The following is a 23,734-nucleotide window of genomic DNA, read 5'->3' on the forward strand; positions in this document are numbered from 1 at the left end:
ATTAGTTATATTTTACCTTTCTTACAATTCGCATACTCTCCTTATAGGATTGGTAAATATCATAATTATAATTTTTAAGATAAGGTTTAGCTTCCTTAAGCTTTGTTAAAGCTTCTTTAAAATCATTTAAATAACATAGTAAATAGGTGGAAGGAAGGTTTCGAAGATCCTTTTTCTCTACTGAAGTAAGTGAAATGCCCTTCTGCAGTTTTTTAATAAGCGCCTGATTGGTATTATATATATGGTAAAGGGTTTTTTTATCGAAGTGCGGTGGCTCAAATAATAATTTACTCTCTATATCATAGGTGCCATTGTCCCTGAAGTTGATAACCACTTCCTCCAGAGGATAATATTTGAATTGATCATGTAATCCCAGGTGAACATATTCTGTAATTCTAAAGTTATCATCATCCTGTACGATACTTACTTCATCCAGATCTGAATAAAACAATTTTACCTGTTCATTTATAAGTTCAATATCTACCCTGGAATAATACAATTCGTCTCCTATTTTTTTGGCTTTTCCCGCCCAGCAAACCACAAAGTATTCTTTAAAGACCTTGAAGGATGGATTATAGTCCTTCCGTTTTTTCATAAAGTCAAAGACTCCCTGAAGGGTATATTCCAGATTATTATGGGAATGCTTTTCAATAGAAGCTACCTGTGCCGAGTTCACATCTTTGATCTCTATGTCAAAAACCTTGGGCATGCTAATGCTGCCATCTCTTAGAAAAACCGATCCGCCATAATATTTCCAGATGTTCTTCCGGAAAGAGCATATTTTGCCATGGTTAGGTTTAATCGTGACCAGGCCCACCACCAGTTGATCTGGTAAATGAGGAAAAGGAATGTTTTCGTAAGAAATTCTTGGAGGATTGTCCAGGTAGGCATTGATAAGATTCTGGATCTTACTATCATCAAAAAAGTCGATGCCCTCAATCCTGTTGTCCTCATCTTCTACTCCTATTACTATATAGGAATTATTTTCCGGGTTGGAATTTGAGAGTGCACAAATATGTTTAAGAAATTTAGCTTTTCCTTCTCTTTCCCCAATATTGAGCTGTCGCTTTTTATCATAAAAACTGTTCTCATCATTATGAGCAAGCAGATTTTTGATAAGCAGGCGTTTATTGATCATGTACGGCTAATATGGCTTAAAAGGTGTTTCTTTATATAATTTGCTTCATCAATTATGAGGAAATGTACCTCATTTCTTTAACGATGAAATTCAGTAATACTTCAATCGGTTTTTTAAGATTTACTGGGTTATATGTTTTTAAATGAATATATCTTCAAAACCTTTGTAATATCCTGAAATTGGGATGATTTCATAAAATTCTAAAGTAAGAAATAATGTTTATCGATTTAGGTGTTTTTAGTAAAGCCCGATAAAGTTTAGTTAATCTTTGTTAAAAATCTCCCCCTCGATAAAATCTTGCACAATGCTTGCCGTTCTCTACGCGTAACTAATAATATCTATTTATGAAGTATTTGAAAAATGTAAGTATTAGGGCTGTAATGATCGCTATCCTGGTTTCAGCAGGATTTGTAAGCTGTAGTGATGACGATTCTGAAGACAACAACGGTAGTGCAAATCTAACCGTGAGAATGACAGATGCTCCGGGAGATTATGATGCGGTTTTCGTGGATGTAAAGGATATTAAGATCCAGATCGAGACCGAAGGAGAAAGTAATGTTGATGGTGAAATTGATTCTGAAGGCTGGATGAGTCTTAGTAATGTGAATGCAGGAATTTACGATTTGCTTGAATTAACCGGGGGCGTATCCCAATTATTGGCAGATACTGAAGTGCCTGCAGGTTATGTTAGTCAAATGAGATTGATCCTTGGGAGCGAAAACTCCGTAGTGATCAATGGTGCGACTAAACCTCTTAATACCCCAAGTGCTCAGCAGTCAGGTCTAAAGCTTCAATTGAATAAAAAGCTTGAAGCTGGTGAAAACTATTCTTTCTTACTGGATTTTGACGTAGATCAATCCATAGTAACAACTGGAAATGGTGGTTATAATTTAAAGCCGGTAATCAGGCTAAATGCTGAAGAGAACGCCGGAATGGTGGTTGGTAAAACTATAATTCCTGCTGGATTGGAAATGAATGTTCAGTCATTGGTAAAACTTCAAAACAGTTCAGTTACCATTTCTGCGTATACAGATGCAGAAGGTAATTTTGCATTGAATGGAGTACCTGCCGGAACTTATGATCTAACAATTACCCCTCAGGTTTCTTCAGGATTAACTGTTTATTCAATGACAGATGTAAAAGTAAAACCAAATGAAACTACAGATCTTGGTGAGATCGAATTGTAGAGAATAAAATCTTAACACAGATATGAAGGCAGTTCCGGATAGGGGCTGCCTTTTATTTTAACTTTTTTTTAACAACCCTAAATCCAATAAATTTTCAATTTGCGACGCTTACTTGTAGTACGTATATTCACGACATTAAAATCTGAAAATCATGTTGGAACACGATTCATCTGTTGATATTGCCAGTATTAATGAAAAGATAGAAAAGGAGAGTGCATTCGTTGATCTGTTAACCAGAGAAATGAACAAAGTTATCGTGGGGCAAAAGCACATGGTAGAGCGATTGTTAATAGGTTTGCTGGGACAGGGTCATATCCTTCTGGAAGGGGTGCCTGGTCTTGCAAAAACCCTTGCGATCAACACACTTTCTCAGGCAGTACACGGTAGTTTTAGCAGGGTGCAGTTTACCCCGGATCTTTTACCGGCTGATGTTGTTGGAACACTTATCTACAATATGAAAGTGAACGATTTCAGTATTAAAAAAGGTCCCATCTTCGCCAACTTTGTGCTGGCAGATGAAATTAACCGGGCTCCGGCCAAGGTACAATCGGCGTTACTTGAAGCCATGCAGGAAAAGCAGGTAACCATTGGGGACGAAACCTTTAAACTGGATAAACCATTTTTGGTTATGGCAACCCAAAACCCGGTGGAACAGGAAGGAACCTATCCATTGCCGGAGGCGCAGGTCGATCGTTTTATGCTTAAAACGGTGATTGAATATCCGCAGATGGCCGAAGAACAACTTATTATCCGCGCAAATCTTAAAGGGGAGTTTGAAAAAGTCAACCCGGTAGTTAGTCTGGAGCAAATATTAAGGGCTCAGGCAGCAGTTCGGGATGTATATATGGACGAGAAGATCGAAAAATATATTCTGGATATAATATTTGCTACCCGTACTCCTGAAAAATATAATTTATCTGATATCAAGCCTTTGATAAGTTTTGGAGCCTCTCCTAGGGGAAGTATAAATCTTGCCATCGCTTCCAAATGTTATGCTTTCATTAAGCGCAGAGGTTATGTGGTTCCTGAGGATGTAAGAGCGGTTGTGCACGATGTGCTTCGCCACAGAATAGGAATTACCTATGAGGCTGAAGCTGAAAATATAACTTCCGAAGACCTAATCAACAAGATCGTCAACGAGATAGAAGTACCTTAATAATCAACTAATGCAGAAACTCTAATTCCTACAGGTTTCTGAAAAAATTCTGCCTTGCAAGAATGGATACAAAGGAACTCCTAAAAAAAGTTAGAAAGATAGAGATCAAGACCCGAAGACTGAGCGATCACGTTTTTGGCGGGGAATATCATTCTACCTTTAAAGGAAGGGGGATGACCTTTAGTGAAGTGCGGGCCTATCAATTTGGCGATGATGTAAGGAATATCGACTGGAATGTGACGGCCAGGTATAACGAACCTTTTGTCAAGGTTTTTGAAGAGGAGCGGGAACTTACCATGATGCTGCTTGTGGATGTTTCAGGTTCTGAAATGTTTGGAACCAGAAAGCAATTCAAAAAAGATATAATTACTGAAATAGCTGCAACCTTGGCATTTTCGGCAACACGAAATAATGATAAAATAGGTTTGATGCTATTCAGCGATCAAATCGAACTATATATTCCGCCGAAAAAAGGCAGATCCCATGTACTTCGAATTATAAGAGAATTACTGGAATTTAAACCGGAGCGAACCAAAACTGATATTACCGGTGCCCTGAAATACCTTTCTGATGTGATGAAGAAAAAAGCCATTGTCTTCATGTTATCAGATTTTATGGCTGAAGATTATCAGCATACCTTGAAAATTGCTTCCGGCAAACACGATGTAACGGGAATCCGCATTTTCGATAAAATGGAAGAAACCATTCCTAATCTGGGTCTTGTTCAAATGAAAGATGAGGAAACCGGGGAGTATATTATGGTGGACACAGGTTCCAAAGGTGTAAGAAGATCTTATGCCAGATATTATCAGGAACGACTGGATTATTTCCATCAAAGTTTTTCTATAAGCGGCGCAGGAATTATCAATACCCGAACCGACGAAGATTACGTAAAAAAATTACTCGGATATTTTAAAAGAAGAGCTTAATAAGAATGAGCAAAAGAGTTAGCATAAAATATAAATTGAAGGACCGCAAGCAAAAGTTGCTTCTTTCCCTGTTTTTATTCCTTTTGGCTAATTCCTTAAGTTTTGGGCAGCAGGTTTCATCAGAAGTTGATACAACCCAAATAAAAATCGGGGAGCAGATCAAATATAGCATCCGCGTAAATTCAGATCCGGGTGCCTTAGTGGTTTTTCCGGAAGGTGAAACTTTTTCTCCTTTTGAAGTGGTGGAATCAACAGATCCCGACACACTTCGAAAAGATGGTAAATACCGCTTGCTAAAAGAATATTTCCTTACTCAGTTCGATTCAGGGAAATATGTGATCCCTTCTCAGGAGGTTCTATTAAATAGCAGGTCTTTTAGAACAGATTCCATTCTTGTTGAGGTCAATGATGTAGTGGTTGATACCACCAAACAAAAATTATATCCAATCAAGCCTTCGATTGAAGTTTCAAAAGGTTGGGGAATACCTTCCTGGGTTTACTGGTTACTGGGGATATTTCTTCTGGCCGGGCTGGTGGTTTATTTTCTAATTCGGAAGAAAAAGTCTGACGAGACAGCTCCGCAGTTACCACCATACGAAGAGGCCATGATTGAACTTAGAAAGCTGGATGAATCAAAATTGTTGGAAAGCCGTGAGATCAAGGAGTACTATTCACAACTAAGTTTTGCAGTTAGAAAATATCTGGACAGGAAGATCTATGATCACGGACTGGAAAGAACTACCGGTGAATTGATCCAGTTTCTGGAGGAACAAAAAGCACAGGGTAAACTTAACCTTGAAGAAAGAACCATCAGGGATTTTGAAAAGATATTAACGAGAGCAGATCTTGCAAAATTCGCAAGATCCAAGCCTGATGTTATCACAGCTAAAGAAGACCGAACCAAAACTCAGGTTATTATTGATGATCTACGGGCTTCTGTTCCGCAACCTACAGAGGAAGAATTACAACAGGACGAAAAATTCCTTGAAGAGCAAAGAAAAAAACGCAGGAAACGTAAGATCATAATTGGAGTTCTTATAGGAGTTGCAATACTAATAATAGGTGTGGCAGGGCTTATAGCATCTAAAGGTTTTACCTATGTAAAAGATACTTATCTGGGACATCCTACCAAGGAATTACTGGAGGGTGAGTGGATAAGAAGTGAATATGGAAATCCCGCCGTTGCGGTTACCACTCCAAGGGTGCTGTTGCGCGGGGAAATTGAAATGCCTCCGGAAGTGCAACAAATGATGGTGGGATCTGAAACTTTCCAGTACGGTAGCTTGCTTAGTAATTTTTACACCACGGTAAGTACCATCAAATTTAAGGGAGAGGTGAATTTTGACCTTCAGAAAGCTGTGGAAGGAATTTATGTTTACCTGGAGGGGCAGGGAGCCCGAAACATTGTGATGAAGCAGGAGGATTTCACTACGCTGAATGGAGCAAAAGGCTTAAAGGTATTTGGTACGCTGGATGCCGTGAATCCGGTTACGGACGAATCAATTCCTAATCAATACGTCATCCTGAATTTTGCTGAAAAAGGAGGCTTTGAACAGATAATTGTCATTTTTAACGAGAATGATCAATATGCTGAAGAGATTTCTGAAAGGATAATCAATTCGGTAGAAATAAATAAGATTAACGAATAATGTTTGCAAATTTCACCTTTGAAAACCCGGAATTCTTCTGGCTGCTGCTTTTACTGCCGCTGGCCATAGGCTGGTATTTCTGGAAGCGAAACAAGCAAACAGCTGAATTACGGATTTCAAGTACCAGAGGTTTTAAAATTAAATCTGGACTTCTCCCTAAATTAAAACCAGTTCTGTTTGTTCTAAGGTTACTAACTCTGGCTCTAATAATCACCGCCATGGCCAGACCAAGAACAGTGGATGTTTCTACAAGAACCAGTAGCACCCAGGGAATCGATATAGTAATGGCGATCGATGTTTCTGCAAGTATGCTTGCCAGAGATTTGCAGCCTACCCGATTGGATGCCACAAAAAATGTAGCGGAGGAATTTATAAAAGGCCGACCGGGTGACCGGATTGGATTAGTGGTGTATGCCGGAGAAAGTTTCACCAAAACGCCTATCACCAGCGATAATTCTATTGTTCTTGATGCTCTTGCCGATATTGAGTACAACAATATTCTTGAAAATGGAACAGCCATTGGTTCCGGATTAGCAACAGCAGTAAACCGTATCAAAGAAAGTGATGCTGAAAGCAAGGTCATTATCCTTTTGACGGATGGAGTTAACAATTCAGGGTTTATAGATCCTATAACGGCGAGTGAACTGGCCATGGAATTTGGGATAAAGGTGTATACCATTGGAGTAGGAAGTAATGGAATGGCATTGTCTCCAATGGCCATTTTACCTAATGGAAGATTCCAGTACGGAAATGTGCAGGTAGAAATTGACGAGAAACTTCTAAAGGAAATCGCAAATTCAACCGGTGGAAAATACTTCCGCGCGACAGATAATGAAAAGCTGGAAGCCATTTATGAAGAGATCGATGCCCTGGAGAAAACAGAGATCGAGGAATTCAGATATTTTAATTACGACGAAAAATTCAGGCCATTGGTTCTACTCGCCGGAGGTTTATTGTTATTGGAAATCCTGTTAAGATTAACCCTTTTCAGAAGTTTTATTTAATATGGTATTAGAAGAAAAGATATGGTTTTGGTTGTTACTGGTAATCCCGGTGATCCTGCTGCTTTTTCTAATTCTTATCTTCTGGCAGAATAGGACGCGCAACAAATTTGCCGATGCTGCCCTTTTAAAATATCTCGCGCCTAACCGATCGAGATCTAAACCTGTTATCAAGCTCATTCTTTTATTACTGGGAATCTCAGCTTTGGTTATTGCGTTGGTGAACCCAAAAATAGGTTCCCGTATGGAAACCGTAAAAAGGGAGGGTGTAGACATTGTTTTTGCGATAGATGTATCCAAGAGTATGGAAGCAGAGGATATTGCTCCTAACCGACTTGAGAAATCAAAACAGCTGGTTAGCCAGATCCTGAATAGTCTTGGAAGCGACCGGGTTGGGATCATAGCTTATGCCGGTGGTGCATTCCCGCAACTTCCTATTACCACTGACTATTCGGCAGCAAAAATGTTTTTGCAGGCATTGAATACAGACATGATATCCTCGCAGGGAACTGCCATAGGAGATGCTATAGAACTTGCCACCACCTATTATGATGATGACCAGCAAACCAACAGGGTTTTATTCATTATTAGTGATGGGGAAGATCACGAAGGGAATGTTGAAGAACTCGTTGAAATAGCTTCAGAAAAAGGAATTCGCATTTTCACCATAGGTGTGGGAACGGCGAAGGGAGGCCCTATCCCTATTAAAAGAAATGGAGTAATTCAGAATTATAAAAAAGATAGAGAAGGTGAAACTGTAATTACCAGATTAAATTCAGTTACCCTGGAGGAGATCGCCAAAGATGCCAATGGGGCATACATTTCAGGAAATGTGACAAGCGAGGTCGTGGGAAAAGTTCAGGAAGAATTACAAAATATTGAAAAGACTGAATTTGAAGCTAAACAATTCGCCGATTATAAATCTCAATTTCAGTGGTTTTTGGGAATAGCTTTGGCATTATTTTTTCTAGATATTTTTGTACTTGAAAGAAGTACAGACTGGCTTAAAAGGTTAAATCTTTTTAATGAATCCAATAAAAAAGATGATAACAAAGACTTGTAATAAATACGTGCGTGCTATAGCTACTGCCATTTTTATAATTGGCGGTCTTGGCAATGTCATAGCCCAGGAAAAGTCTAAAAAAGCTGCTGAAGAATCTAATGCTTATGTAGCTGAAGCACAGGAAGAGCTTGCCGATAACAATTTTGCTGCGGCGGAAGCTGCTTATCGAAAAGCCATAGCGAAAGATCCAGCCAACATGGTGGCAAAATATAATATGGGTAACCTGTATTACGAAAAAGAAAAAACTTTAAGCGCCAAACAACGGCTTGATGAGGCAGCAGAACTTGCTGAAACTAAAGCGGAAAAACACCGTATATATCACAACCTTGGTAATTCACATATGCAACAAAAGAATTATCAGGAAGCGGTAAACGCCTTCAAGGATGCATTGCGTAATGATCCTACAGATGAGGAGACGCGTTATAATCTGGCGCTGGCCAAGAAGATGCTGGAAAAGGAAAAGCAGCAACAGGATCAGAATAAAGATCAGAACAAGCAGGACGAGAAGGATAAGAAAGATCAAAAAGATCAGCAAAAAGATAAGCAGAACGAAGGTGAAGGTGGCGACGATCAAAATGAGGATCAGAAGCCCAAGGATGAAGGAGAAAACGAAAAGGATAAGAAGGACGGCGACCAGAACGAAGATAAGGACAAGGAGCAGGGCGATGAGAAGAAAGAGGATAAAGGAAAAGGTGAACAGGACAAGGAACAGAAGCAAAAACCGGTTCCCGGAAGATTATCTCCTCAACAAATACAGAACCTGCTGGAAGCCATGAATAATGAAGAGAAAAAGGTGCAGGATAAGATAAATGCAGAAAAGGCCAAAGGGGTTAAAACGAAGTCGGAGAAAGACTGGTAGACAGTGATGCTGACTTAAAATTATAGGTAAAGAAATTGTAGCGCAGTAAAGATGAAAGTGAAATATTTAGTTTTTGGGTTTTTATTGTTTGCAGTTAGCCTGGTGCAGGCCCAGGTGCGTTTTGAAGCTGAGGTAAGCCGGCAAAAACTTGGGATCAATGAACGGCTGAGGGTGGATTTTGAAATGAATGAAGATGGAGATAACTTCAGAGCACCATCTTTTGAGGAGTTCACCGTGGTTGGCGGACCAAATCAAAAAATAAGCACAAGTATCCTTAACGGGAAAATGGCTTATTCAAAAACTTACAGTTTTTATCTTCAGCCTAAAAAGCGTGGGAAATTAACCATAGGCCAGGCTGAAATTCTAATTGACGACAAAATATATAAAACCTCTCCTATTGAGGTGGAGGTTACAGCCGCTGTAGATAAACCTACAGATGGTAATAATGCTGAGCTCGTGGCAGAAGATAACCTTCATCTGGTGGCCGAAGTTTCCAATTCCAGCCCTTATCTCAATGAAGCGATTACCGTAGTTTATAAATTATATGTGAGTCCGCGGGTGAGTGTTAGTAACTGGCGGGAACTGGATAGTCCTAAATACAACGATTTCTGGAGTCAGAGTATCGATATCCCTCAGCTAAGAGTAGAAAACGGAGAATACAGAGGTGAGCCTTACCGCTATGTTATTTTACGTAAAACCATACTTTATCCCCAAAAAACAGGTGAACTTAATATCGAACCTCTTACTCTTTCTATTGCGGTAGATGTCCCCAGCGAAAGAAGAGATATTTTTGGAAGCCGGATCTATAAAACCGTTAATAAAACAGTAGCGGCAGGGAATAAGAAGATTAATGTCAAAGCCTTACCTAATGGGAAACCTGAAAATTTTACGGGAGCTGTTGGAAAATTTGATTTCAATGTTACTACGAGTAAAAACCAGCTGAATGCAGGCGAAAGTTTACAGGCTATCGTTGAGGTTCGCGGGAACGGGAATTTAAAATTATTCGAACTTCCTGAGCTTAGCGCACCATCCTCCCTTGAAATGTATGATCCTGAAAGAAAGGAAAATGTAAATACCAATTTAAACGGGATGCAGGGAAGTATTTCCAATACCTACACCATAGTTCCCACCAGAAAGGGGAAATACCCAATTCCGGCACTTTCCTTCAGTTATTTTGATCCTAAAAGTGAAACCTATATCACGCATACTTCAGACGAGATGATCATAGAAGTGGACAAAGGTCCTTTGGCTGGTAATGAAGCCTCAGGATTTTCCGGAGTTAATAAACAAAGCGTGTCCATTGACGGGAACCAGTTCAGATTTATAAAACTAAAGACAGATTTAAAGCCAATTAATGAAAAAGGGTTTTTTGGTTCAGCAGGTTTCTGGAGCGCGTTAATACTTCCGCTTGCAGCCATTCCATTGTTTATATTCTTCGGGAAAAAGAAAGAGGAAAGGGATAGTGATGTTCATGGAAACAGGATTAGAAAGGCTGATAAACTGGCAAGAAAATATCTTTCTAATGCCCGGAAGAATTTAGGTGATCAAAAGGAATTTTATCTTGCTTTGGAAAGATCGCTTCACAACTACCTGAAGGCTAAACTGGGAATACAAACAGGCGAAATGAGCAAGGATAGAATTCGAACCTTGCTGCAGGAGAAAAATGTGGATAACGATACTGCTAATGAATTTATTTCACTGCTTGAGAGCTGTGAGTTTGCACGATATACCCCGGCTTCATCTGTTACCATGAATCAGGATTATGATAAGGCAGTAAATGTAATTTCAACTCTGGATAAACAATTATAAGGATGAAAAAACTGGTTACTATATATATTCTGCTTTTTTCAGTGCTTGGTTTTTCCCAGTCAGAAGAATTATTTAGCATGGCAAATCAGGCCTATCAAAAAGCTGAATATGAAAAAGCTATTGATCTTTATGAAGAGATTCTGGCTAACGGAGAAAGTTCTTCAGAGCTTTATTTCAATCTTGGAAACGCCTATTATAAAATGAATCAGGTGGCTCCAAGTATCTATAATTATGAAAAAGCTTTACAGTTAGACCCGGAGGATGAGGATATTTTAAACAATATCGAATTTGCCAGAAATATGGCTATAGATGATATTGAAGAGATAGAAAGAACCGGAATTTCACAATGGTTCAATGATTTGATCTCAGGACATAGTGCATCGGGATGGGCGGTATATGCCGTTGTTTTTTCTGTCCTTTTTGTAATATTTTTTCTTCTTTATTATTTCGCAGGAGCTCCACTTAGAAAAAGGATATTCTTAGGGCTGGCGGCAGTAAGTCTATTAATATGCATCGCTACCATCATATTCGCTTTCCAAAGGAAGGCCTACATTTCCAATAATAAGTTTGCAATCATTTTTGAAGAGGAAATAGAGGTGAGGGATGAACCAAACCTTCGTGGTGAACCAGGTTTTAACTTACATGAAGGCACCAAGGCGAAGGTGCTGGAAGACTTTCAGGAATGGACCCGAATTGAACTTGCGAACGGCGGTCAGGGCTGGGTGAAAACTTCAGAACTAAAAAAGCTATAAATAACTTTTATGATCCTTTAAGGATTGAGTATTAATTAGGCTTTTTAATTAAACTTGATTTATTACTTTTGCCGCCGTGAAGACATTCGCCTACGTACTGTCATTTATTTTTGTAAGCTTTCTGTTTACCCCAAGTCTGGTGGCTTTAATAGACAGGGATATCGATATCTCCTTGGCTTATGATGTGAACGAAGAGGAGAGTTCTTCCAAAAACCAGATAAGTTTTGAATATAACTTAGAGGAATTGCACTCTAATTGCGAGAGTATACATTTTCTCAAAGAGCATAATGAAGATGTTCATTATTACCATGAGAACTGTTATTTGGTGTTTCTCGACATACTTTCCCCGCCTCCAAAGGCATAATCTACATTTTTCAATTTTTTTATCTGAAAGCTTTATTTCAGGTAGTTCCGTTTTTTACGGATTTCAAAGGACCTGTTTCCATAGGTCTCAATTTATATCATTATAAATCAGGTTAAAATTATACCTGTACTAATTTGTGTAGTATGTTTAAACATTTAAATAAAGATTTTCCGGCAAGTGTTGTCGTGTTTTTTGTCGCAATTCCATTATGTCTTGGTATTGCTCTGGCTAGTGGAGCCCCATTGTTTTCTGGTTTAATCGCGGGAATTGTTGGAGGTATTGTAGTTGGATCTATAAGTGGTGCGCCGCTGGGAGTTAGTGGACCTGCAGCAGGACTGGCTGCAATTGTATTAGTGGCAATTTCAAGCCTGGGAAGTTTTGAAAATTTCCTTTTAGCCGTGGTACTTGCGGGAGCAATTCAAATTGTTTTTGGATTACTAAAAGCCGGGATCATTGGTTACTATTTCCCTAACAGTGTAATTAAAGGAATGCTTACCGGTATTGGGATTATAATCGTTTTGAAGCAAATTCCTCACTTTTTTGGATATGAAAGCGACCCTCAGGGAGATTGGGCTTTCTTTCAGGTAGACGGTGAGAATACTTTTTCAGAGATCATTAATTCCATCAATAATATTAGCCCCGGAGCAACTTTAATTGCAATAATCGGGATGGCTATCCTGATCTTATGGGAAGCTGTACTTTCAAAAAAAGGAAAAATTTTCAAATTAATCCAGGGGCCATTGGTAGCTGTGGTTGTAGGGATAATTTATTATCTCGTAACCCGTGATTCTGAAACGCTTCGAATTTCTGCAGATCACCTTGTAAATGTACCTGTACCGGATAGTTTTGATTCCTTTATGGATCAATTTACAACCCCATCTTTTGCTATGATAGGTAGCCCGGAGATTTGGATTACGGCTTTTACCATCGCTTTGGTCGCGAGTTTAGAGACGCTTTTATCTGTTGAAGCAATAGATAAACTTGATCCTCATAAAAGAACAACCCCAACTAACAGGGAACTTTTTGCACAGGGTACCGGAAACATGATCTCTGGTTTAATTGGTGGATTGCCAGTAACTCAGGTAATTGTTAGGAGTTCTGCGAATGTTCAATCTGGAGGGCAAACTAAAATGTCTGCGATCATTCACGGTTTTCTTTTATTAATCTCTGTAGTGATCATTCCTAATATCCTTAATTATATTCCGCTTTCAGTTTTAGCCGCAATCTTATTTCTGGTAGGTTACAAACTGGCTAAACCGTCATTATTTTTTAATATGTACAAGGCGGGATGGAAACAGTTTGTTCCTTTTATAGTGACCATTTTGGGGATTGTATTTGGTGACCTGTTAATTGGTATTGGATTAGGACTGGTAGTTGGAATCTTTGTGATACTGGTTAAGAGTTACCAGAATTCTCACTTCCTTCACATTGAAAAAGCAGATAATGGTGGGAAAATCGTGAAGATGACACTTGCTGAAGAGGTTACTTTTATAAATAAAGGTGCAATTTTAAAAGAACTTAATAAATTAGAGGAGAATTCATTTCTGGTGATGGACGTAAGAAAGACCAGATATCTGGATAGTGATATTGTTGATATACTTGATGATTTCAGAATTAAAGCTGAAGAGAAAAATATTAATATCAAGGTATTTGCTGAAAGGGGCACCGTTGAAAATCCTGATAATTATCGTCAATTTATAGAATTAAATTAAAAACCGGCTAAATAATAATTGGTTGTGAAATCTGAAATTTAGCCATACATAAAAATCTACATTATGATTACAGATATAGTAAATAAAGAAAAGCAAGATCAGTTAACTGCAGAATCAGTTTTAAATGACCTTATGGAAGGTAATAAGAGATTTACTGAAAATAAGATGCACCAACGTGATTACTCTGCACAGATTGAAAAAACAAGCGGAGGTCAATGGCCAAAAGCGGTTGTTTTAGGATGTATCGATTCCCGGGTTCCTGTTGAAACCATTTTCGATCAGGGAGTAGGAGATATTTTTGCTGCACGTGTTGCCGGTAACTTCGAAAATGAAGATATTTTGGGTAGTATGGAGTATTCCTGTAAAGTAGCAGGAAGTAAATTGGTATTTGTATTAGGCCATGAAGCTTGTGGTGCAGTTAAAGCTGCTTGTGATGATGTGCAATTGGGGAATATCACCCACCTGCTTAGCAATATCAAGCCTGCTGTAAAGGCTACAGAAACAGATGGTGAGAGAAGCTCTAAAAATGATTCATTTGTAGCAGACGTGGTAGAGAACAATGTAAAGTTGACCATGAACCGTATAAGAGAAAAAAGTCCGATCCTTAAGGAGATGGAAGACAACGGGGAGATTAAGATTGTTGGAGGAGTTTATTCAATTAAAACCGGAAAGGTTACTTTGTTGTAAGTCTTACTATTATAATAGTATAGAATCCGGGGAGCGAAAGTTCTCCGGATTTTTATTTATATGCTGGTTAGTTCTTCTTCAGAACCATTCAGAAGCTCCTTGTCCTTGACTTTCTTTATGATTTCAGGCAATAAGGTGGGAGCGATTTTTTTCACCGGACCAAATAAAACAGAGGTTTCTAAAGTCTCATCTTCAACGATGCTAATGTGCTCATTGGTGGCGGCAAAGAACATAATGACCACACTGGCCACAAAGGCTGCTTTTACAAAGCCGAAAGCCCCTCCCAACAATCTGTTTAAAATTCCGAGTGCAGCAAATGCGGCAACTTTGGTAAGTACCTTTCCTAAAAGCGAAACCAGAAACAGGATTAAAATAAAAGTGACTGCAAAACTTATAAGGTTTACGTAATGAACCCTCCAATCCACATAATTAGAAAGAAAATCGGCGATAAAATGGGAAAAATGAATTGCACCGTAGATTCCGGCGAATATTCCAACAAGAGAAGCAAGTTCAGTGAGGAGTCCGCGAAAAAGCCCACGAAACAGACCATAAATTAAAACAATACTCAGGATAATGTCTACAGTATTCATAAATCAAATATAATAATTATAAAAACTTAGGTATTATCTTTGTCCCATGGCAAGAGATGAACAATTAAAAGAGAGATGGGAAATGGTCCAAAAGAAGTTATCAAATCAGTTTGCTGATGGGGATACTCTGGATCTGGATGCTATAATTTATCTTATTGGTGTACAGGAAATTGGACAGCCTCACAGGAAATATAAAAAGGATCATAAACTGGATTTAATGCATGTAGCTATTTGTACGGTCCTCGAACCTTACGGCTATTATGAATTCGATTTTTATGATGATGATGGCTGGCCACACTTTAAGGTAAAAGAGCAATTACCGCCACTTAAGGCGGGTGAGCAGTCTGTGCTTATGAAAGAAGCCATAGTGCAGTATTTTATGGAAAAAGAATATATCTCATAAATGATCCCGTTCCTGTTAGCGGATTCATTCCCCAATGATAGTGGGCCAATTTATCAGGAAACCCTTGCAGGGCGGTTGCCTGTAGAGCCTTTCAATACTTTTTCGAATATATTTTTTCTAATTATAATCGTCTATTTTTCCCTTAGGGTCTATAGAGATTATAACAATCAAAAATTCCTGGCCTGGAGTCTGCCGGTGTTATTTCTTGGTTTTATTGGGGGTACAGTTTATCATGCGACGAGAAGTCACGATTTTTGGATGTATCTGGACTGGTTGCCTATTATTTTTCTATGCCTTGCGGTATCCATTTATTACACCTTTAAGGTTGAAGTTTCTAAAACGAAACGTTACTGGCTAATAGGGATTATTTTATTTCTTGTTTTTGGAATACGAATGATTCCATGGGGGCCTGGATTAAAAACTTCCATAGGTTACATTGGAACTGCCCTTGGCTTATTACTTCCTGTGATCACCTATTTTTTCACCAATAGCACTAAAAACTGGAGTTTGGTTTTTCTGGCTTTTCTGTGCTTTGGGTTTGCTATAAGTTTCCGGCTAATGGACAATTTTCTTTATTTGTTGCCCATGGGAACTCACTGGTTATGGCACAGCTTCGGAGCATTTTCGGTTTATTTTTTAATGGATTTTATTTACCGGGACCGGGCTGAAGTTGCTTCAGTACCTTCTGCTGAACATAATTCTTAATATGCCTTCTTCATGGGAGGATTAGGATTAAATTTTATTAAATTTGCGCTTCTGAAAAGAAATCACCTATGATTGATAAGATTAAAGGACATATTGCTGATGTTGAAAACTTTAATGCAAAGACGAAAGATGAGATCGAAGCTTTCCGCATAAAATATCTTGGAAAAAAAGGTATTTTAAACGATTTCTTTGCAGAATTCAAGAATGTTCCAAATGAGCAGAAAAAGGAATTTGGGCAAACCATCAATGAGCTAAAGACTTCAGCTCTGGAAAAGGTGAATTCTTTAAAGGAGATCCTTGATAACAGTATGGAAGAAAAAGGGGTGTATGGTGATCTTACCAGACCATCAGAGCCCGTGGAAATTGGATCAAGACATCCTATTTCCATTGTAAAGAATCAAATTACAGAGATCTTTTCCAATATAGGCTTCAATGTTTCTGAAGGCCCTGAAATGGAAGACGACTGGCATAACTTTACGGCACTTAACCTTCCGGAATATCACCCTGCCAGAGACATGCAGGATACCTTCTTTATTCAAACAGATCCGGATATTTTACTGCGTACGCATACCTCTTCTGTTCAGGTTAGGTATATGGAAGAAAATCAGCCGCCTATTAGAACTATTTCTCCGGGAAGAGTTTTTAGGAATGAAGCTATTTCAGCCAGATCACACTGTATTTTCCACCAGGTGGAAGGGTTGTATATAGACAAGGATGTTTCGTTTGCAGACATGAAACAAACCATTCTGTATTTTACCAAACAGTTGTTCGGGAAGTCCAAAATTCGATTAAGACCTTCATATTTTCCATTTACCGAGCCAAGTGCTGAAGTAGATGTATACTGGGGGCTTGAAACTGAAACCGATTACCGTATCACCAAAGGAACCGGTTGGCTGGAGATCATGGGATGTGGGATGGTAGATCCAAACGTTTTAAGAAACTGTAATATCGATCCTCAGGAATATTCCGGGTTTGCATTCGGGATGGGAATTGAAAGGATTGCCATGTTATTATATCAAATAGAGGATATCAGGATGTTCTATGAGAACGATCTAAGATTCCTGGAGCAGTTTAAATCGGCACTATAATGAATAGAAATGCGATCCTTATAATTGGAGCGATAATCCTTGGAATCATAATTTATGTGACTTTCGTGATCGCATTGATAAAGATAACATTAGGACTAATTTTACTGGCAGTTACTGCGGCAATTCTATATTATATCTGGAATAAGCTAAAATCAAAAGCAAAAGAGAAATTTTGAAAAAGGATATTCTTATACCCGAAGTCAAAGATGTACATGTTGCAGCGGTAAAGGTTTTTAACGAAGAATTTGAAGCTTACGAATGGAACGTTTACCTGATTAATAATACTGCCTCTGCATTAGAGATCGTACTAATTGTATCAAAAGGTTTTGACAAAAAGCGGGAGACTTCTTTAATGCGACACAAGATCGAAGTACTGCCGGCTAAGAATTTTGCCAAGATAGAATACCTGCAGGATGATGTACTTGAGTTAAATAACGAGTTCAAAGTAACTTACTTTCAGGATTCGACCATGATGGAGAAAACCTTTCTTTTCAAACCCAATACCATACGGGAAAGCGCTGCTAAAGAGCTGCCAATAATCCCGAAAAAAGGGATACTTGCTGTATAAAATAAAATATTTAAAAAATAAAAAGCCCCTGACTTTTCAGGGGCTTTTTTAATGATATAATAATTCAGAACTTTTTAGCAATGAAATCTGGCGATATTATGCATAAAAAAAGGCCGGTCGAAACCAGCCTTTAAACTTATTTACAATTTCTCTTAGTGAGAATGCTCATCTTCTGTGTAAACATTGTATGTTCCTCTAAGGAAAGAATATTCGGCTTGTCTTATTTCACCCATTACCCAAAGGTAATTGTGCTCAAGATCATCGTTTATATAATCAAGCGTTGCTCCGGTATTAAGGATAAGATCTCCTGTAACGATTAAAACACCGTTAATGTTAAGGTGACCTCCATAGTTAATTACAAGATCCTTAGGAGAGTCCTCTGTCCCTACTACCATAAGACCAACAGTAGTCATTACTCCGTTCTTACGGATCACGGCATTTTTCTCAATTTGAATTTCCCCGCAAATATTCAAATCACCTGCTACACGTAAGTTCTCAAGTTCAACTTTCTTGCTAAAGTCAAATGATTGACCTTTCATAACGTTTAGGCTTGTTAGACCATCGTATTCCGGGAACAGATCACAGTCTTCAAACCCATTCTTTAAAAATACAGGTTCGTGAATTCCTTCAATAAATACAGGCTCGTGTATCCTGTTAATAGCGCCTTTCTCACCGGTTTTAACGGCAGAAATGTTCTCTTGATTATACTCTTCTGATACTGGTTCTGTTTGGCAACCGGTTAAAAAAAGTCCTAATCCAAGACTCAAGAATAATAGGTTCTTTTTCATGATACTTTAAATAAGATTGATTTGGTCTGATAAAAGTATAACAATTATCGACAACTACACTTTATACTTCGTTAAAATGTTTAATTATCAGGTAATTGAGCTATATATGTAGGAAAATTCTTTAATTAATCCAGTTTGTCTGCTAATTTACTAAAAACAGTTTTTGGATTTTTACCTTCATATAGAATTGCGTAGACGGCATTAATAATAGGAGTTCGTGCTTTTTTCTCGAGATTGATCTTATAAGCACTTTCAGTAGCATAGTAACCCTCAGCGATCATGCTCATTTCCATTTGAGCACTTTTTACAGTATAACCCTTGCCTATCATATTTCCGAACATCCTGTTGCGGCTAAATACAGAATAACCGGTTACCAAAAGATCTCCCAGGTAGGCACTGTCATTAATATTGCGTTTCATCTTGTGAACCTTCTTGATGAATTTCTTCATCTCCCTAATGGCATTACTCATCAATACACTCTGGAAGTTATCACCGTAACCAAGGCCATGGGCGATTCCCGCAGCGATGGCGTATATGTTTTTCAGTACGGCGGCATATTCAGCTCCAATAACGTCATCACTTATTTTACAGGTGATATAATCACTGCCAAGGTAGCCGGCTACAATCTCGGCTTTCTTTTCATCCTGGCAGGCAACCGTTAAATATGAAAGTCTTTCAAGAGCAACCTCTTCAGCATGACAGGGGCCGGTGAGGATCCCGATGTTATCCATAGGGACATCGAAATACTCGTTAAAATGTTCTCCAACAATTAAGCTGGTTTCAGGAACGATCCCTTTAATGGCTGAAAAAACGATTTTATCATGAAGCGGAATGGTAAGCGCATCCAGTTCTCTTTTCAAAAAAGCCGAAGGGATTGCGAAAATGATATAATCTGAAGCTTTTACAATTTCATTAATATCATTGCTTAAATTAAGCTGTTTGTTGTCAAACTCTACAGAACTCAGGTAGTTAGGATTGTGATCCTGTTTTTTAATATGTTCAATAGCATATACACTTCGCATATACCAGTTCACAGTTTCCAAATTCTCACACAACATTTTTACAATTGCAGTGGCCCAACTACCACCACCTATAACTCCAAAACTCGGTGCGTTTTCCATAAATTTTACATTCTCTTCGTCAAAAATAGTCATTTTTAAAAGTTAAGAAAGTTTTACGCAGTGATTACTTGAAAATATTGCGGATAACATAAAATTTCCCCACCCTAAAATTTAACATATATGAGAAAGAGTATAAACAATTTAGCTGTGTATGTCACGTTATAAACTTGTTCCTTCCGCTTAAAAAATGGATAGAACGTCTTAGTTTTTTTGGTTGGTTATTTAGTTGAAAAAAACCGTTTCGAAAGGAGCGGTTTTTTTTATGCCTGTAATTTTTGCAAAATTTTAGGACGTCTGTTCGGCTTCAACTTGATTCGCTTTTGTACATTTAAATAACTAACTACAAATCACGCTAATGGGAATTTTTTCGTTTATAAAAGATGCAGGAAAAAAGATTTTTGGAATCGATAAACCAAAGACAAAAGAAGTTGGAACAGATGATGAAATAAAGGAAAACGCACGAGCTGCCCGAAAACTTGAAGAGACCATTCAGGACTTAAATCTAAAGGCTGAAAATTTGAGGATCAACATAGAAGATGATATGGCGGTGGTTTCAGGAATGGCTTTCGATCAGGCTACGAGGGAGAAGATAATCCTTGTAGTGGGAAATAGTGAAGGGATCTCACAGGTAGATGATCGAATGGATGTAGAAAACAAAGAACCTGAAGCTGTTTTTCATACTGTCGAAATGGGAGATACTTTAAGTAAGATCGCTAAAGAACATTATGGAGATCCAAATCAATATCCTTTGATATTTGAAGCTAATAAACCAATGCTGGATAATCCGGATAAAATATACCCGGGGCAGGTGTTAAGAATCCCGCCCAAAGAAGATAAAAAATAGAAATTAAAAAGACTGTTTAAACTTTTTGAGAATGTTAAACTGAGAGCAGTCGACGTTCTTATGCTTGTAGTTCCACCATGAAAAAAGTAGGTTCAATCAGCAAACAAGAATATTCAAAACAGAACTTTAAACAGTCTTTATTTCTATTATTTGTAAAAGTTCATTAGATCAATATATTCCCAAACTTTAGCCGCTAATAGTGGTCTAACATTCTTCTTTTCGGCTATTGACTTTCTTATAAAAGTTGCTGAGATCTCTACAATTGGTGCATCCACCCGCACAATTTTTGCATGATCCTTAAATTCTTCAGATGTTTTTCCTGAAGCTATTCGCGGATACACGTATATTTCGTGATGCTCCAGAATTACCTCGTAGTTTTTCCAACGATGCAAACTCTTTAAATTGTCTTCGCCCATTATGAGGCAAAAATCATTGGTAGGATATTTTTCCTGTAAATGAGCAAGGGTATCAACAGTATAATTGGGTTGCTTTAGCCCAAATTCGATATCACTTGGTTTAAGCTTTTCATAGCCCTCGCAGGCTTTGTAAACCATTTCAAGTCTGTGATGGTTGTCAAGGAGAGTGCTCTTCTTTTTTAGCGGGTTATGCGGAGTTACAATTAACCAAACCTCATCAAGGTCTGAATTTTCCACCATATGGTTGGCAATGATAAGATGCCCGGTATGGATGGGATTAAATGAACCAAAAAATAAACCTACTTTCCTGTTCATTCCTTCTGCTTTTCAGCACCAACATAATTGGAAACAAGATTATATGCTTCTTTTAAAGCCGTTCCCAAATGATTATTCTCAATTACAAAATCAAATTGCGGAGCTGTAGCCAGTTCTATGGATGCTTTGGCAACACGCATGCTAATTTTATCGTCGCTTTCTGTCTTCCGTTTTTTCAGACGGATCTTCAACTCCTCAATACTCGGCGGTTTTACAAAAACAGCCAGGGTTCGATCGGGATAGATATTTTTAATATCAAGTCCTCCCACCACATCTATATCAAAAATAACGTGCTTTCCTTTTTTCCAGATGCGTTCAACTTCACTTTTTAAAGTTCCGTAGAAGTTATCGCGGTATACTTCTTCCCATTCCAGGAATTCCTCATTTTTTATTTTCTGCTTAAAATCTTTAAGCGAGAGGAAGTAGTAATCTTTTCCGTCTTCTTCATTTCCCCGTGGCTCCCTGGAGGTTGCCGAAATGGAGAAATCAAGTTTAAGTTCGGGATGCTTTAATAAATGTCGTACAATGGTGGTTTTTCCTGAACCGGAGGGCGCTGAAAAAACTATAAGTTTACCTTCGCTCATTACAGTACATTTAAAATTTGTTCCTTAATCTTTTCCAGTTCATCCTTCATTTGTACTACCAGTTGTTGCATGGGAGCATGGTTTGATTTACTTCCAATAGTATTGATCTCTCTACCAATTTCCTGAGAGATAAACGCCAGTTTTCTTCCGTTGGAATCGGCTGAGTCTAAAGTCTTTTTAAAGTAGTCCAGGTGGTTGTCCAATCTTACTTTTTCTTCAGTGATATCAAATTTTTCGATATAATAAACGATCTCCTGTTCAAAGCGATTTTCATCTGCCTGCTCTTTGATCTCTTCAATTCCCTTTCTAAGTCGTTCTCTAACTGCATCAACTCTGTCCGGATCCATTTTTATGATCTCTTCTAACAGAGACTGGATATTGGAAATTCGAAGTTTCAGATCTTTTTCAAGAGCTTTACCTTCATCTGTTCTAAAATTATTGATCTCGACAAGTGCACCGTTCACTGCAGTTTCAATAATCCTGAATTCTTCTTCATCAATCTCTTCACGTTCCGTTTTAAGAGCATCAGGCATTTTAACTGCCATTTGAAGCAGTTCCAAATCTCCGGCATCAACAATCCTTTTTAATTGCTCCATATAATTCTTTACTACCTCTGTATTCACATTGGTAGAAGTTTGTTCGCTGGTATATTCAACGTAAATGGAAAGATCAACTTTACCGCGACCTAAAGAATTGGAAATTATATTTCTAAGGTCCAGTTCTTTTTCCCGGTATTGGGAGGGAATGCGGGCATTCAGGTCAAAATTTTTGCTGTTTAAAGATTTTAACTCAACAGTGATTTTTTTGTTAGGAATTTGTGTGACGCTTTTCCCAAAGCCTGTCATAGATTGGATCATGCCTGAATTTTAAATGCTTGCGCAAAGATAATCAATTCTATAGCATCTCCAATTGAATGAGCAACGGATAGGGCCTTAGTTCGTTAAAGATTGTATGAATTCCACGGCTCTTTTCTCATGGTAGTAGAGATCTGATGTTGTTACAAATCCTACATGGCCGCCATGCCGGGGAGTTTCTAAATGTAGATATTTCGAGGCGGTTGCAATTTTAGTTGGGTAGCAACCCGGAGACAAAAAACTATCATTCAAAGCATTGATCATTAATACAGGGATCTGGATGTCCTCTAGAAAATTTATCGCACTGTTCTTTTGATAATAATCATCTGCATTTTTAAATCCGTGAGCTTTCGACGTGTATAACTCATCAATATCCCGAAGAGATTTGCACGAGGCCACTAATTTTTTATCCAGTTTGGTAGGGAATTTAACCGCTCTGGCCAGTAAATGTTGTTTTAAGTTGATCTCAAATCGCTTGGAATAAAGAAAATTGCGGTTACGGTTTATTGCTCCCAGGGATCCGGCGAGATCACATGGAACCGATACTCCTATTGCTCCAATTAAGTTACCTGGTCTGCTTCGGTTTTCACCCAGATATTTCATCAACATATTGCCGCCAAGGCTAAAACCTACCAGTGCAATTTTATCATAGTCTTGTTTAGTTAGTAAATGCGAAACAACTTCTGCAAGATCTTCGCTTGCTCCAGCGTGATAACTCCGGTAATGATGGTTTAATTCTTCACTGCAACCTCTAAAATTCATGCCCACGGCATCCCAGTTATTCTTATTGAAAGCACGGGCCATTCCACGCATATAAGGCCTGTCTGTACTGCCGGCCAGCCCATGTAGAATAACTATCAGGTTCTTTGAGTTACCCGATGGCGAGGAACTCCAGTCCAGATCAATAAAATCTCCGTCACTAATTTGAATACGCTCTCTTTTGTAGGGAGAATGTTCGACTTTTCTCAGCTTCCCGGCAAAAATGGTAGAAACATCGGCATTTTTAAAAATTCCCGAAGGCTTGTATTGAGAAGAAATTACCGGCATGCAATCAAATTTTAATATAAACTTAGGGAAAAACTACTATGCGTGCATAATATTTATTGGTAGTTTTGAACAAATTTAAGTTATGTATACTAAAAAGTTCGAAAT

Annotated in this window: 26 protein-coding genes; 18 read left to right on the forward strand and 8 right to left on the reverse strand. The window is 38.3% G+C overall.

The features are described from left to right. Position 1: 1 nt before the first annotated feature. The gene (locus ACNKXV_RS05800) at positions 2-1,138 is read right to left on the reverse strand and encodes an ATP-binding protein (protein WP_417906757.1); all 1,137 of its coding nucleotides are present in this window, start codon (positions 1,136-1,138) and stop codon (positions 2-4) included. A 344-nt stretch (positions 1,139-1,482) separates the two neighbouring features. On the opposite strand from ACNKXV_RS05800, the gene ACNKXV_RS05805 reads away from it, so the two are divergent. The 12 genes from ACNKXV_RS05805 (at position 1,483) to ACNKXV_RS05860 (ending at position 14,306) form a co-directional block, all read left to right on the forward strand. Then, entirely contained in the window at positions 1,483-2,325 is an 843-nt protein-coding gene (locus ACNKXV_RS05805) for a DUF4382 domain-containing protein (protein WP_417906758.1), read from the forward strand. Positions 2,326-2,476: 151 nt separating this feature from the next. Next, a complete protein-coding gene (locus tag ACNKXV_RS05810; protein WP_417906759.1) occupies positions 2,477-3,481 on the forward strand; it encodes an AAA family ATPase in 1,005 nt (334 codons plus the stop codon). Positions 3,482-3,543: 62 nt separating this feature from the next. Then, entirely contained in the window at positions 3,544-4,410 is an 867-nt protein-coding gene (locus ACNKXV_RS05815; protein WP_417906760.1) for a DUF58 domain-containing protein, read from the forward strand. Between the two features lie 5 nt (positions 4,411-4,415). After that, positions 4,416-6,059, forward strand: coding sequence for a DUF4381 domain-containing protein (locus ACNKXV_RS05820; protein WP_417906761.1), 1,644 nt, complete (start codon positions 4,416-4,418; stop codon positions 6,057-6,059). After that, entirely contained in the window at positions 6,059-7,063 is a 1,005-nt protein-coding gene (locus ACNKXV_RS05825; protein ID WP_417906762.1) for a vWA domain-containing protein, read from the forward strand. Before ACNKXV_RS05820 ends, ACNKXV_RS05825 begins: the two co-directional genes overlap by 1 nt. Before the next feature lies 1 nt (position 7,064). Then, complete coding sequence (locus ACNKXV_RS05830) at positions 7,065-8,123, forward strand: VWA domain-containing protein (protein WP_417906763.1); 1,059 nt, start codon at positions 7,065-7,067, stop codon at positions 8,121-8,123. Beyond that, positions 8,104-8,982, forward strand: a complete 879-nt coding sequence (locus tag ACNKXV_RS05835) for a tetratricopeptide repeat protein (protein WP_417906764.1) — start codon at positions 8,104-8,106, stop codon at positions 8,980-8,982. Before ACNKXV_RS05830 ends, ACNKXV_RS05835 begins: the two co-directional genes overlap by 20 nt. Positions 8,983-9,033: 51 nt before the next feature. Continuing rightward, positions 9,034-10,791, forward strand: a complete 1,758-nt coding sequence (locus tag ACNKXV_RS05840; protein ID WP_417906765.1) for a BatD family protein — start codon at positions 9,034-9,036, stop codon at positions 10,789-10,791. A 2-nt stretch (positions 10,792-10,793) separates the two neighbouring features. Continuing rightward, positions 10,794-11,543 (forward strand): tetratricopeptide repeat protein, encoded by a 750-nt coding sequence (locus ACNKXV_RS05845; RefSeq protein ID WP_417906766.1) that lies wholly within the window; start codon positions 10,794-10,796, stop codon positions 11,541-11,543. A gap of 76 nt (positions 11,544-11,619) precedes the next feature. Continuing rightward, a complete protein-coding gene (locus tag ACNKXV_RS05850) occupies positions 11,620-11,907 on the forward strand; it encodes a hypothetical protein (protein WP_417906767.1) in 288 nt (95 codons plus the stop codon). Positions 11,908-12,050: 143 nt separating this feature from the next. Then, positions 12,051-13,619: a SulP family inorganic anion transporter gene (locus ACNKXV_RS05855; protein WP_417906768.1), complete on the forward strand. Its 1,569-nt coding sequence runs from the start codon at positions 12,051-12,053 to the stop codon at positions 13,617-13,619. A 63-nt stretch (positions 13,620-13,682) separates the two neighbouring features. Further along, positions 13,683-14,306, forward strand: coding sequence for a carbonic anhydrase family protein (locus tag ACNKXV_RS05860; protein WP_417906769.1), 624 nt, complete (start codon positions 13,683-13,685; stop codon positions 14,304-14,306). Between the two features lie 56 nt (positions 14,307-14,362). Here the strand turns inward: ACNKXV_RS05860 and ACNKXV_RS05865 are convergent, their stop codons facing one another. After that, entirely contained in the window at positions 14,363-14,896 is a 534-nt protein-coding gene (locus ACNKXV_RS05865; RefSeq protein ID WP_417906770.1) for a CvpA family protein, read from the reverse strand. 46 nt (positions 14,897-14,942) lie between these two features. Here ACNKXV_RS05865 and ACNKXV_RS05870 point away from each other — a divergent pair, with 46 nt between their 5' ends. From ACNKXV_RS05870 to ACNKXV_RS05890, 5 genes are all read left to right on the forward strand, one after another. Further along, positions 14,943-15,299 carry a hypothetical protein gene (locus ACNKXV_RS05870; protein WP_417906771.1) on the forward strand — a complete coding sequence of 119 codons (357 nt, stop codon included), beginning with the start codon at positions 14,943-14,945 and terminating at the stop codon, positions 15,297-15,299. Then, on the forward strand, positions 15,300-16,004 hold the full coding sequence (locus ACNKXV_RS05875; RefSeq protein ID WP_417906772.1) for a hypothetical protein: 705 nt from the start codon (positions 15,300-15,302) through the stop codon (positions 16,002-16,004). Between the two features lie 68 nt (positions 16,005-16,072). Continuing rightward, on the forward strand, positions 16,073-17,092 hold the full coding sequence (gene pheS / locus ACNKXV_RS05880) for a phenylalanine--tRNA ligase subunit alpha (RefSeq protein ID WP_417906773.1): 1,020 nt from the start codon (positions 16,073-16,075) through the stop codon (positions 17,090-17,092). Further along, positions 17,092-17,268 (forward strand): hypothetical protein, encoded by a 177-nt coding sequence (locus ACNKXV_RS05885; RefSeq protein ID WP_417906774.1) that lies wholly within the window; start codon positions 17,092-17,094, stop codon positions 17,266-17,268. Before pheS ends, ACNKXV_RS05885 begins: the two co-directional genes overlap by 1 nt. Beyond that, positions 17,265-17,660 (forward strand): hypothetical protein, encoded by a 396-nt coding sequence (locus ACNKXV_RS05890; RefSeq protein WP_417906775.1) that lies wholly within the window; start codon positions 17,265-17,267, stop codon positions 17,658-17,660. The genes ACNKXV_RS05885 and ACNKXV_RS05890 overlap by 4 nt, the downstream gene beginning before the upstream one ends. Positions 17,661-17,812: 152 nt before the next feature. Here ACNKXV_RS05890 and ACNKXV_RS05895 read toward each other — a convergent pair whose 3' ends face one another. Both ACNKXV_RS05895 and ACNKXV_RS05900 read right to left on the reverse strand, forming a co-directional pair. After that, on the reverse strand, positions 17,813-18,448 hold the full coding sequence (locus tag ACNKXV_RS05895) for a hypothetical protein (RefSeq protein ID WP_417906776.1): 636 nt from the start codon (positions 18,446-18,448) through the stop codon (positions 17,813-17,815). Positions 18,449-18,573: 125 nt separating this feature from the next. Next, a complete protein-coding gene (locus ACNKXV_RS05900; protein WP_417906978.1) occupies positions 18,574-19,569 on the reverse strand; it encodes an NAD(P)H-dependent glycerol-3-phosphate dehydrogenase in 996 nt (331 codons plus the stop codon). A gap of 355 nt (positions 19,570-19,924) precedes the next feature. Here ACNKXV_RS05900 and lysM point away from each other — a divergent pair, with 355 nt between their 5' ends. Continuing rightward, complete coding sequence (gene lysM, locus ACNKXV_RS05905) at positions 19,925-20,413, forward strand: peptidoglycan-binding protein LysM (protein ID WP_417906777.1); 489 nt, start codon at positions 19,925-19,927, stop codon at positions 20,411-20,413. Positions 20,414-20,559: 146 nt separating this feature from the next. Here the strand turns inward: lysM and nadD are convergent, their stop codons facing one another. The 4 genes from nadD to ACNKXV_RS05925 form a co-directional block, all read right to left on the reverse strand. Continuing rightward, entirely contained in the window at positions 20,560-21,144 is a 585-nt protein-coding gene (gene nadD, locus ACNKXV_RS05910; RefSeq protein WP_417906778.1) for a nicotinate (nicotinamide) nucleotide adenylyltransferase, read from the reverse strand. Then, entirely contained in the window at positions 21,141-21,728 is a 588-nt protein-coding gene (gene gmk, locus ACNKXV_RS05915) for a guanylate kinase (protein ID WP_417906779.1), read from the reverse strand. The genes nadD and gmk overlap by 4 nt, the downstream gene beginning before the upstream one ends. Then, positions 21,728-22,585, reverse strand: coding sequence for a YicC/YloC family endoribonuclease (locus ACNKXV_RS05920; RefSeq protein WP_417906780.1), 858 nt, complete (start codon positions 22,583-22,585; stop codon positions 21,728-21,730). Before ACNKXV_RS05920 ends, gmk begins: the two co-directional genes overlap by 1 nt. A gap of 75 nt (positions 22,586-22,660) precedes the next feature. After that, a complete protein-coding gene (locus ACNKXV_RS05925) occupies positions 22,661-23,629 on the reverse strand; it encodes a YheT family hydrolase (RefSeq protein ID WP_417906781.1) in 969 nt (322 codons plus the stop codon). Positions 23,630-23,734: the final 105 nt, after the last annotated feature.

This window comes from Christiangramia aquimixticola, assembly GCF_048285835.1.
GTDB lineage: Bacteria > Bacteroidota > Bacteroidia > Flavobacteriales > Flavobacteriaceae > Christiangramia > Christiangramia aquimixticola.

Coding starts and splice junctions, on each gene's coding strand:
- ACNKXV_RS05825 (WP_417906762.1), top strand. CDS start 6,059: ATGTTTGCAAATTTCACCTTTGAAAACCCGGAATTCTTCTGGCTGCTG.
- ACNKXV_RS05925 (WP_417906781.1), bottom strand. CDS start 23,629: ATGCCGGTAATTTCTTCTCAATACAAGCCTTCGGGAATTTTTAAAAAT.
- ACNKXV_RS05810 (WP_417906759.1), top strand. CDS start 2,477: ATGTTGGAACACGATTCATCTGTTGATATTGCCAGTATTAATGAAAAG.
- ACNKXV_RS05920 (WP_417906780.1), bottom strand. CDS start 22,585: ATGATCCAATCTATGACAGGCTTTGGGAAAAGCGTCACACAAATTCCT.
- ACNKXV_RS05900 (WP_417906978.1), bottom strand. CDS start 19,569: ATGGAAAACGCACCGAGTTTTGGAGTTATAGGTGGTGGTAGTTGGGCC.
- ACNKXV_RS05800 (WP_417906757.1), bottom strand. CDS start 1,138: ATGATCAATAAACGCCTGCTTATCAAAAATCTGCTTGCTCATAATGAT.
- ACNKXV_RS05865 (WP_417906770.1), bottom strand. CDS start 14,896: ATGAATACTGTAGACATTATCCTGAGTATTGTTTTAATTTATGGTCTG.
- ACNKXV_RS05870 (WP_417906771.1), top strand. CDS start 14,943: ATGGCAAGAGATGAACAATTAAAAGAGAGATGGGAAATGGTCCAAAAG.
- ACNKXV_RS05885 (WP_417906774.1), top strand. CDS start 17,092: ATGAATAGAAATGCGATCCTTATAATTGGAGCGATAATCCTTGGAATC.
- ACNKXV_RS05820 (WP_417906761.1), top strand. CDS start 4,416: ATGAGCAAAAGAGTTAGCATAAAATATAAATTGAAGGACCGCAAGCAA.
- ACNKXV_RS05855 (WP_417906768.1), top strand. CDS start 12,051: ATGTTTAAACATTTAAATAAAGATTTTCCGGCAAGTGTTGTCGTGTTT.
- ACNKXV_RS05835 (WP_417906764.1), top strand. CDS start 8,104: ATGATAACAAAGACTTGTAATAAATACGTGCGTGCTATAGCTACTGCC.
- ACNKXV_RS05815 (WP_417906760.1), top strand. CDS start 3,544: ATGGATACAAAGGAACTCCTAAAAAAAGTTAGAAAGATAGAGATCAAG.
- ACNKXV_RS05875 (WP_417906772.1), top strand. CDS start 15,300: ATGATCCCGTTCCTGTTAGCGGATTCATTCCCCAATGATAGTGGGCCA.
- nadD (WP_417906778.1), bottom strand. CDS start 21,144: ATGAACAGGAAAGTAGGTTTATTTTTTGGTTCATTTAATCCCATCCAT.
- ACNKXV_RS05840 (WP_417906765.1), top strand. CDS start 9,034: ATGAAAGTGAAATATTTAGTTTTTGGGTTTTTATTGTTTGCAGTTAGC.
- pheS (WP_417906773.1), top strand. CDS start 16,073: ATGATTGATAAGATTAAAGGACATATTGCTGATGTTGAAAACTTTAAT.
- ACNKXV_RS05830 (WP_417906763.1), top strand. CDS start 7,065: ATGGTATTAGAAGAAAAGATATGGTTTTGGTTGTTACTGGTAATCCCG.
- lysM (WP_417906777.1), top strand. CDS start 19,925: ATGGGAATTTTTTCGTTTATAAAAGATGCAGGAAAAAAGATTTTTGGA.
- ACNKXV_RS05895 (WP_417906776.1), bottom strand. CDS start 18,448: ATGAAAAAGAACCTATTATTCTTGAGTCTTGGATTAGGACTTTTTTTA.
- ACNKXV_RS05860 (WP_417906769.1), top strand. CDS start 13,683: ATGATTACAGATATAGTAAATAAAGAAAAGCAAGATCAGTTAACTGCA.
- ACNKXV_RS05805 (WP_417906758.1), top strand. CDS start 1,483: ATGAAGTATTTGAAAAATGTAAGTATTAGGGCTGTAATGATCGCTATC.
- gmk (WP_417906779.1), bottom strand. CDS start 21,728: ATGAGCGAAGGTAAACTTATAGTTTTTTCAGCGCCCTCCGGTTCAGGA.
- ACNKXV_RS05845 (WP_417906766.1), top strand. CDS start 10,794: ATGAAAAAACTGGTTACTATATATATTCTGCTTTTTTCAGTGCTTGGT.